A 7,295-nucleotide genomic window follows, 5' to 3' on the forward strand; every position below is an offset into this window, starting at 1 on the left:
GGGTAGAAAAAAGGACTTCCTGTGGCGCTATCAACCACCACTGAATTCGGATAAAGCAAAAATGCTTAGTTACATTCAGAATGGGAGCCTGCATCCATTTCAGAATAAGACCATGATGATAATGACTGCTCTTAATGCTTACTACATGGCTTTAGCACTCTACAGCGAAGGTAATCATTCTCGTGAAACTCTAGAACTGATATTTCTAGATTCAGTAAAGGCGATAGCCCGAAGGGCGACGCTTTGCGTATCGCCAATCACTTACAATACGTGAGCATTGCGATAAAAGTAGATTCCTCTTCAGTTGGCAATGTTTTCTCTACTGTGTTTGGGGGATTAGAAAACACTAGTAAACCATCCGAAAAGCCATCTAATTCTAGTATCGACTTAGCACCGTCAGATACTCATAAACAAACAGATGATTCTAACCTACAAGCATGGAATCTAGCAGGAATGACAACAGATAGTGAAACCTTTGATTAATAAAAATTAGTTAATTATGGCAAGAATTCATTTAATCGATGGTGAAAAAGGAGGGGTAGGGAAGTCGTTGTTTGCCCGTGTAATGGTACAGTATGCGATTGATAAGAAGCTAGAACATACTTTAGTTGATGCAGATATAACGAATCAAGATGTTAAGCGCTTTTACAATTATGCTGTTGATGCTGAATTTAGTGAAGCTGTAAACAAAGGAGATAAGGCTGACATCATTTTTGAATTGGCTAGGAAACAACCCGTCATCGTCAATCTTCCCGCAAACGTATTTCCTCAAGTTAAAAACTGGATAAAAAAGGGACGTTTATTAGAAGTTGCAGACAAATATGGTGTAGATATTTGTAAATGGTTTGTCTGTGATGGTGGTTTTGAATCTATCGATTTATTTTATCAATCTTTGAAATTATACAAAGATAAAATGCTCCATGTTTTTGTGAGAAATTTGGGTAAAACTGATGATTGGAGTTTTTTAGAAAATGATGCTGATTACAAGGATTTATGTAAAAAGTATAAAAACACCTTGAAAATTATTAATTTTCCCTTGCTGTATCCGGGGGATAGATATTTCATTGACTCTAATAAGTTTCGATTTGATGCAGCAGAAATCTCTTCAGCAATGCCTATAATGTCGCAGCAAAGATTATCTACTTTTTTAGAAGAATCAAACCAAGCAATAGAAAGTACTCAAATGTGGTTAAAGGAGAAAAAATCAGCTAAAACTAGTAATATTCAGAGTAGTTAGGTTAAATTTATAATTGCTTTCTGTCTAATTATTTCGTGATATCTTATCAGAGATTAAAGGCAAATTTTATGAATTATGAACTTCAGACTTTATACTCAACAAATCAAGCTTTTAACTGTGACGTGATAATTAGTGATAAAGAACAATACATGGGAAGATTATATGTTCTTACCACCGAAGATAGTATATTACAGAATTTAGGAATTAAATCGGAATGGTTTCTTGCTCATCAAGAAGCAGATGTATTAATTAGCGGACATATTAACCGTGAAGGTAAATGGAGTTTATCATCCTACCGAAATTTAGAACCAAGTTTTGAATACACAACTCGTAATCAAATATTTGAACAAGTTTTTAGTCCGGATTATGTGTGGGAATTAGCACATTTACGTGAAGAACTAATTTCAAATATATCTCAGTTTACAAATAACTCTGGTTCTAGCAGTAATGAAGATAATGCAATCAATAAGAAAGACGTAGCTGTTATAACAGAGCAACTAAGCATTACTCCTGAGAATATAAATGCTTTAAGGGATTTAATAATTCATTCGTTTTCGGATGAATTAGTTACTTTAGAACAAGAATTAGAAATAGAAATGCACAACAATCATCTATATAACGAGCAACAATCGGCAGTAAACACCACAAACATAACTGAAATTATGAATTACTTTCAACGTGAAGCTGCTCCAAAATTAGATGAAAATGAATTGTTTCATGCTCAAATATATTTAACTGAAAGAATCATGGATGAGTACGAGAGGCAAAATATTGATGAGTTTGTCTTTAAACCTTTTGGAATTGTCACAATCAATGTTGAAGAAAGTTGTTGTAGTTTACGTGATGAGGAAGATGGACATACTATCTTTACTGCGACTTTCGACGCTGATATTATTCACGGTTTGGGTGATATTGATGCTGCCAAAATTGAGATGATTTTGCATCAATTCGATAGAGAAGATTTTCGACGAGCAAGAAACGCAATGGAAGAAGAACGTTCAGTTAACGAAGCTGATCGGAGCGAAATTAAGCAACAAAAAGGAATTGATTATGGTGCATAGTTTGCGAAAAGCAAAAAACGAAAGTTATCTAAATCGTTTACTTGAAGGGAAAGATGCTGATTTTCAAAGACGGGTTTTAGCAGTAGCAGTCGAGCATGGACTATCTACAAGCGACCCTTTATTCCTAATAATGTTGTCAACTGGTCAGCTTCAGGTGCTGTTAGAAAATAAACCTAATGAATTCAACCAATTGTTTCAACGTTGGTCGGAAGCTATTTATGAGCATTTGGAGAAAGCAAAGCGTACTGCTGTGAGTGGTCAGGAAGTGGAAATCCGCTCGATGGTCAACCGACTTATCAAACATTGCGAGTCGAAAGAGCGAAGTCGCTTGAGGGTAATGTTGCCAGCGATGGGATTACTTGTAGCTGCAATTGGATTTGGAGTTTTGACTGGTTTATCTGTTCGGGTATGGTTGGATGGTGGATATGCTTCTGAAAAACCCAAGTTACTAACAGTTGCAGAGGTGGAAAGTTTGCGGTGGGTAAAAGGTTCTCAAGGTCAGTTAGCACGGAATATTATTATTTGGAATTCTGAAAGCTTGACTAATTTAAACTGTACTAAAATTCCCGAACAAAAGGCTTTAGTAAAGAATGAAAAAAGAAAGAATATTACTCGTCAAAGTGACTATTGCTTATTACGGGTAAAACCTCCTTAAGAAAGTAAGTAGCTGTCTTAAATAAAAAATTACGGGATTAAATCATTTTTATTAAATTACAAAACTGATGGAGGAAACAATGGAAGAATTAAATTTATCATGTGATTACGACTTACCAATAAATAATCAATCAGAAATCAATTCAACAGTCAAATCTCATACAAATGCTCAAGGTACAGAGAAAATTCGCGTGGTAGTTATTGAAGACCTAGAACTTACACTTATTGGCATTAGGACAGCATTACATCAATATGAAAATATCGAAATTGTTGGAGATGCTCTCAATTCAAAAGATGGTTTGACGCTATTAAATAGAACACAACCCCAAATTGTTATTATTGATATTGGCTCACCCTCCTTAAAGGGTATTCAACTAACAAGAGAAATTAAAACAAAATATCCAAAAATAAAGGTAGTGATTTTAACCTTGAATTCAGATAAAGAAACTGTATTAACATCATTCGCTGCGGGTGCTAATTCTTACTGCATGAAGGATATCAAATTTGATAAATTAATTGAAGCGATACATATAACCTATCTTGGTAAAACTTGGATTGACCCTACTATTACACATTTTGTACTTGAGCAAGCCCTTTTTAATTCATTACATTTTAATAAATCCAGTTTAGATGAAGAAATGCTCAATCTATATACCTTAACGGGTAGGGAATTGGAGATATTACGGTTGATTGTGGATGGGAGTACTAATGGGGCGATCGCCGATCAACTTCACATCACTATTGGAACTGTAAAAAGTCACGTTCGCAATATTCTTAACAAAGTTGGTGCTGAAGACCGCACTCAAGCAGCAGTTCATGCTTTGCGTTATGGCTTAGTGGATTGAAAAATTTATTACAACGGACGAGGAAAAATTATGACTCAGCTTCTTTTGGATGATATCTTACAGCAAATAAAACAAGAAATTGAAATCGATGCCCAAGGTCGTGGAAAAGCTAGCATTCGGGCTACAGCTAAATTAGCTGGTGTAAGCAGTATGGAAAAGTTGTTTTGCAAGAAGCAAAGGGCAGTAATAAAACTATTCAACAATTACGTTGGTTTTCGTCCATTTTGAGTTTGATTAATTAAATATTAATCGCTTAAAAAGTTGATGACTAAAAGCTCTTATTTGATAATAAAAATTAAATTTTCATAACTTGTTAAGGACAGAAGGTAAAAATTATTAATAAACATCATCATGAGAGCCTAAAGTCAGCAAAAATATCTCTTCCTCTCCCGAATCTGTATTAATCACTAATTCAAATAAGATTCGATTATCGTAATCTACCGAACAAGACCATACTCCATTTAAATCACCCTTTAACTTATGAGTTCGTAGGCTTGAATCAAAAGGGTCTTCCATTAATAATTCTAAAACTTTTTCAATTTGAATACTTAATTGTGCATTTTTCTTTGTTAGACGCTTGAATTTGCGTAAAAATTTCGCACTCCAAACCAAATTTTTCACTCATCTAACTCCGCCATCAAATCAGCAACAGACCCACGTCTAACATTACCATGACGGTAATCATCTCTCGCTTGTTCTACATCCTTTATAAGCTCATTGCGACGCTGTTGAGCTAAACGTTTGGTGATGATATCAAGCAAGATTGCTTGTTCCTCTGGTTCGAGTGCTTCGACAACATCAAGTGCTTGTTGAAGTGTTGATAATTTCTCCGACATGGTTTTTATCTGAATTTGAATAATATAAATTATATCTCTAGGATAATAAGCTCAACACTAGTACACATCGGCAAAAGTCAAAATGCAAGAGAAAGAAGCTTGGTTTTATAGGCTTTTGTGCCATTTGAAATGGTAGCTTTATAGTGTGCAGCAATTTTATTTTACCCTTGTTGCAAACCTTTCTGCTCCTGTATCGGATTATGCTCAAAGCTTCTCTTCTCATCCTCAGTAAACTTGCATACCTGAACTGGTTTCCCTTTCTGCACTTTATATAAAGTTCCGCGATGATTTTCCTCATCAACAATCCGCAGGATTTCTGAAGGTACATGATGAATAACTCGATATTTATCATCTCCAAAAGTTGCTGTTTGTATCTCCTCACCAGCATTCGCGGGATTTTCTTTTAAACTCGCAAGAGCAAGTTTTAGCATCTGTTTTTCCCATTCTTCACGTTTTACGCTCAGAGCAAGCTTTCTAGTAGATTTCTGAGTCAAATTTGAATTATCTTCTATAGGAATTGCTACGCTTATATCTTTTTCGCCAGTTGCTTTAACTTCAGTTAGTTGCGTGGTTGACTGTTTTGTTTGATTTTCAGTTTGATTAATCAACTGTTGTAATTCATTCAATTCAATTGCAATAAATTTGCTTCTTCGTCCATCTTGCAACTGGTCGTAAAGTAGCGGAAAATTTAAAACATCGTCGATTCTAGCTGCTGTCTTCTGTTCTGAAACCTCTGTAGGTACGGTGACACAAAAATAAAGTTCTTCAATATTGTCTTTATTGGCAATACCAATCAAGCTCTCAACACCAAATTTTTGATCAATTTCATCAGATAACTTTTTAAAAATTTCTGCGTCTATATTCTTTTCTTGAAAAAAAGATTCAAAATATTCATTTTTAACTGCTAATACACCTAAAGATGCTTCGTCATCATGCAGTAAAACTTGATTACTCTTCTCCTGATAAATTTCATTGAGAATGGGTTTTAATTCATCTAGTAAACTTACTTTTTTGTCTTTAATTAAAACTTCTTCCTTAGTCCAAATGTACGGATATCGAACTGTTTGTGAATCAACTTTTATATGAGAAATAGTTGCGGGTGATGATTCTAGTTTACCTTCAAACTTAAACCCTTCGACTTTAATACCTCTTGCATTTAATTTCTCGCTTAATAATTTGAATGATTCTTTATCAATTTCACCTAAAGGTTTGTCGTCAATTAAAGCTATTGGTTTAATTGCCTTTCCAACGTTTGAGAGTTTAATTGTTATTGTCCGTTCTTCCCCTTTCCATTCTCTGCCTGCTGGTTCATACTTTTTCAACTGTCCCACCTTCAGTTGATTACCTTTGCTACTCGTAACAATAACCGATGCGCTCGCTGGAGATGTGATTTCTGCTGTGAAGGAAGTACCAATAGGTAACTGTGCTGATTCGCTACGAAATACCCCTAATTTCTTATCTTCAGCTACTAACCAACGTTTATTTTGTGTTGGATTTGCAGGGTCGGGTGCTTGTTCAATAGTACATTCAACTTTTTCTCCCACCCATTTACGTCCTAAATGCTCGTTACAGGGTTTATGGGTTCCCACAATTGCAAATTCGGTAAATTGCAGTTGTTCTAGTCTTCCGATTACTTCTTCTCCAAACAGGGCGAAAGCAGCCGATGTTTTCTTAAAGCCGTATTGTGTATCATCTTTACTGGTAGTTGATATTTGCCACATTGCAGCTGCAACTGCTTCTTTCTCAGCAGACGGAATACTTTCACGGGTTGTAGCTGCAAACTCTTTGACTTGTTTAAAAGCTGCTCGAACTTGACTGGGTGTTAATCCTGGTTCAATTTTTTGGATTAAATTATTAAACTCGGTAAATGGCTTGATGCTACCTTGGAACTGCTGTAAAGAAACTTCTGAAATATATCCCAGGTGCTTGCGCTCTTGCTGACCGTTTGTTTTAAACTTTGGTTTTCCGCGTTCATCAAATACAGGTGCTATCGCTATGTATTTATTGTCGGTTTTATTAAAGGAACTTTTATTTTCTATTAGCGTAATATTGAGTTTTCGGTTATCAAAAATATTCGGATGTTTTTTCTGAGCTAAACCAACAATTTCTATTTGATTACCTTGAGGATTGGTTGCAACAATTTTTAGACCTGGTGCAAGTTTCACTTCTCGACCAATATGAATGGCTCGACGGATCAATGAATCGTATATTTTCTTAATACTTACTGCTTTTTGTTTCTGTGCGGGTGTGAATTCAACTCCTTTGAAAAAGGTTTGGAATTGTTGAGTTGAACGCGGTACTATTGCGCTTTGTGCGAATGCTTCATTAGTCGCCGTTGCCATCTTGTCAATAGCTCCGTGACCTTTAACATTCATTGTCTTTTTAGTATAAATTGCACTCAATTTTCTTTCTTCAACCCACGGAGCAATATCAAAGCTTTTGATAATAGTATTGCAGGAATTAATTATATTAGAGTCGGAACGATTAGCACTTTTACCTCTGTCAACTTCAATTTGTAATTGTCCTCCTAAAGTTCCTACAACATCGTGGTAGAACTTCCCAATTTTTTCTAGCAGGTTTTCAATCTTTGATTCGGAAATTAGAGCTAAAGTTTTATTTTGCTTTTCTGGTTGACCAAGCCCCGTTGGGGCGGGGATAGGGG

General features: G+C 35.4%; 10 protein-coding genes. 7 read left to right on the forward strand and 3 right to left on the reverse strand.

What is annotated here, in order from left to right; translation table 11 throughout:
* Window positions 1-112: 112 nt before the first annotated feature.
* From IQ247_RS30560 to IQ247_RS30590, 7 genes are all read left to right on the forward strand, one after another.
* Window positions 113-274, forward strand: coding sequence for a hypothetical protein (locus tag IQ247_RS30560; protein WP_193925777.1), 162 nt, complete (start codon window positions 113-115; stop codon window positions 272-274).
* Complete coding sequence (locus tag IQ247_RS30565) at window positions 271-483, forward strand: hypothetical protein (RefSeq protein WP_193925778.1); 213 nt, start codon at window positions 271-273, stop codon at window positions 481-483. Before IQ247_RS30560 ends, IQ247_RS30565 begins: the two co-directional genes overlap by 4 nt.
* A 16-nt stretch (window positions 484-499) precedes the next feature.
* Entirely contained in the window at window positions 500-1,237 is a 738-nt protein-coding gene (locus IQ247_RS30570; RefSeq protein ID WP_193925779.1) for a P-loop NTPase family protein, read from the forward strand.
* A 68-nt stretch (window positions 1,238-1,305) separates the two neighbouring features.
* Complete coding sequence (locus IQ247_RS30575) at window positions 1,306-2,298, forward strand: hypothetical protein (protein ID WP_193925781.1); 993 nt, start codon at window positions 1,306-1,308, stop codon at window positions 2,296-2,298.
* Window positions 2,288-2,953, forward strand: coding sequence for a DUF6753 family protein (locus IQ247_RS30580; RefSeq protein WP_193925782.1), 666 nt, complete (start codon window positions 2,288-2,290; stop codon window positions 2,951-2,953). Before IQ247_RS30575 ends, IQ247_RS30580 begins: the two co-directional genes overlap by 11 nt.
* A 67-nt stretch (window positions 2,954-3,020) precedes the next feature.
* Window positions 3,021-3,797, forward strand: coding sequence for a response regulator (locus IQ247_RS30585; RefSeq protein WP_228060193.1), 777 nt, complete (start codon window positions 3,021-3,023; stop codon window positions 3,795-3,797).
* A gap of 30 nt (window positions 3,798-3,827) precedes the next feature.
* Entirely contained in the window at window positions 3,828-4,025 is a 198-nt protein-coding gene (locus tag IQ247_RS30590; protein WP_193925784.1) for a hypothetical protein, read from the forward strand.
* A gap of 108 nt (window positions 4,026-4,133) precedes the next feature.
* On the opposite strand, the gene IQ247_RS30595 is transcribed toward IQ247_RS30590, so the two are convergent.
* The 3 genes from IQ247_RS30595 to IQ247_RS30605 form a co-directional block, all read right to left on the reverse strand.
* Entirely contained in the window at window positions 4,134-4,418 is a 285-nt protein-coding gene (locus IQ247_RS30595) for a type II toxin-antitoxin system RelE/ParE family toxin (protein WP_193925786.1), read from the reverse strand.
* The gene (locus IQ247_RS30600; RefSeq protein WP_193925787.1) at window positions 4,415-4,633 is read right to left on the reverse strand and encodes a hypothetical protein; all 219 of its coding nucleotides are present in this window, start codon (window positions 4,631-4,633) and stop codon (window positions 4,415-4,417) included. The genes IQ247_RS30595 and IQ247_RS30600 overlap by 4 nt, the downstream gene beginning before the upstream one ends.
* Before the next feature lie 161 nt (window positions 4,634-4,794).
* The coding region (locus IQ247_RS30605) for a hypothetical protein (RefSeq protein WP_228060194.1) at window positions 4,795-7,295 on the reverse strand (2,501 nt) is incomplete at its 5' end.

Origin of the sequence: Plectonema cf. radiosum LEGE 06105, assembly GCF_015207665.1 — a bacterium.
Taxonomy (GTDB): Bacteria; Cyanobacteriota; Cyanobacteriia; order Cyanobacteriales; family Nostocaceae; genus Rivularia; species Rivularia radiosa_A.

Coding starts and splice junctions, on each gene's coding strand:
- IQ247_RS30560 (WP_193925777.1), top strand. CDS start 113: ATGATGATAATGACTGCTCTTAATGCTTACTACATGGCTTTAGCACTC.
- IQ247_RS30570 (WP_193925779.1), top strand. CDS start 500: ATGGCAAGAATTCATTTAATCGATGGTGAAAAAGGAGGGGTAGGGAAG.
- IQ247_RS30575 (WP_193925781.1), top strand. CDS start 1,306: ATGAATTATGAACTTCAGACTTTATACTCAACAAATCAAGCTTTTAAC.
- IQ247_RS30580 (WP_193925782.1), top strand. CDS start 2,288: ATGGTGCATAGTTTGCGAAAAGCAAAAAACGAAAGTTATCTAAATCGT.
- IQ247_RS30585 (WP_228060193.1), top strand. CDS start 3,021: ATGGAGGAAACAATGGAAGAATTAAATTTATCATGTGATTACGACTTA.
- IQ247_RS30590 (WP_193925784.1), top strand. CDS start 3,828: ATGACTCAGCTTCTTTTGGATGATATCTTACAGCAAATAAAACAAGAA.
- IQ247_RS30600 (WP_193925787.1), bottom strand. CDS start 4,633: ATGTCGGAGAAATTATCAACACTTCAACAAGCACTTGATGTTGTCGAA.